We start from the raw sequence: 1,520 nt of genomic DNA, 5'->3' as shown, positions 1-1,520 counted from the left end.
CGCCATCGGAGGCATATGCCGTTTCGATCTGGAAGTTGGCTTCACCGGAGACTGTCCGCGGGAGCAGTCCTTGGAACTGCTCGCAGCCGTAAGAGAGAACCCCAAAGCCGCAGTTGATGCGTTGTGCGAGGCAACAAGCATCAAGAGTCCGCGGGAAAACTTTTCCGCAGCCGTCGCGATCTCGAACGCGCTATACGTTTCTGGCGAACTCAAGGTGTCGGCCAACCTTGATAACCTTTCGGACGTCTTGGAGATCAAGATCGCGGGTGGTCCTGGAAACAGTCATTTCTCCGAAAAGGAGCACGAGCTCATTCTCCTCCTCCAGCAGTTCGACTGGCCCTCCCGCGGAGAAATCAACACTGACGGCAGCAGCTTCTACGTCATCGCTGACTCGGATGAGCAGGTCATGTGGCTCGACGAGTATAACGGCTACGACACGATCTACCCCGGTTCAAGTTGGGGCTTCATCGCTTCTCATCTTGGAGAGGCAGAAGCCTGGGCAGCGGCGATGTATTGGGCCACTGACTTCGACGATCGGTACGAAGATTTCTGGCAGATGGTCGCGGATGGCTACTACGGGCGGCTCGACAACAACGAACTCAAGCGCTCCTGAATGCCAGCAGAACCGGCACATCTGTCTGCCGTAGCTTCAACGTAATTCAAGTTGGGTGCGAATTGCACTGGACGTTTGGACGAGTCAGCAGGAGACGAACATGAATGCAAAGGCGTTGGTGGCTAACCTGCCTGGGGTATACGCCCGAGCTCGCTGGCAACATGGAAACTTTCAGCGGCGAAGATCCCGCCGGATGGCTTGGGCGAGCTGTAGGAGTTCTTTTGCAAGACCTTAAGAGGCACTAGCTTTCAAGACTAATCCCGAGGCCACGCGTCGGGGGTAGCAATTGAGCGTTAGGGCACTCAAATCACGTCATCAACATCTAACAAAAGGCATACGCAATGAAGGCGACAAACCGCACTTACCACACTTTCGAGATCGGCGACATCCACGTCCAAAGCTACGGCGACATGAAGACGTGGGAAGCTTACAAAAACAAGGGCGACTACAGGCTCTGGTGCGGCTACGTTGAATTTCGCAAGAGCACATCATCTCTTGTCGCTAGCCGCGTCGCAGCACGGCTCATCGGCAACTGCGCGACCAGGGCCGACTACAAGCGCATCTTCTACAAAGCCGGGGTGCTCTCCGAAATCAAACCCGAGCTCTGAACGCTTACTCACACAGGCGTATCCTCCTGAGACCATTCAGGCCCATCGGTTGCGCGAGGATATCTCCTGTTCTCCTAGGCATGACGACAGCGGGAAAGGGATCATGGACAACATCGAATAGGCGTCACGATATCCTGCATGTTTCACGCGAGAGGACTGTGCCGCGTGGAACACATCAGGCGATTGTGCCTACAACAACCAACCACTGGAGATAGCGCATGTTTTTACACAATGACATCAAAGCAGCATTGAATGCCGACGAATTTCGCCGACACCTCCCCGAAGTCTACCCCAAATCC

General features: G+C 54.9%; 2 protein-coding genes. Both read left to right on the top strand.

Annotation, left to right across the window (positions count from 1 at the left end; genetic code table 11):
• On the top strand, positions 1-613 hold a 613-nt coding region (locus tag Q8O35_RS04970; RefSeq protein ID WP_305571267.1), incomplete at its 5' end, for a hypothetical protein.
• A gap of 341 nt (positions 614-954) precedes the next feature.
• Positions 955-1,221 (top strand): hypothetical protein, encoded by a 267-nt coding sequence (locus Q8O35_RS04965; RefSeq protein WP_305571265.1) that lies wholly within the window; start codon positions 955-957, stop codon positions 1,219-1,221.
• Positions 1,222-1,520: the final 299 nt, after the last annotated feature.

Source organism: Humidesulfovibrio sp., assembly GCF_030689645.1.
Taxonomy (GTDB): domain Bacteria; phylum Desulfobacterota; class Desulfovibrionia; order Desulfovibrionales; family Desulfovibrionaceae; genus Humidesulfovibrio.
Note: the sequence above shows the minus strand (reverse complement) of the source record. Positions and strands in the feature narration are given on the sequence as shown.

Coding starts and splice junctions, on each gene's coding strand:
- Q8O35_RS04965 (WP_305571265.1), top strand. CDS start 955: ATGAAGGCGACAAACCGCACTTACCACACTTTCGAGATCGGCGACATC.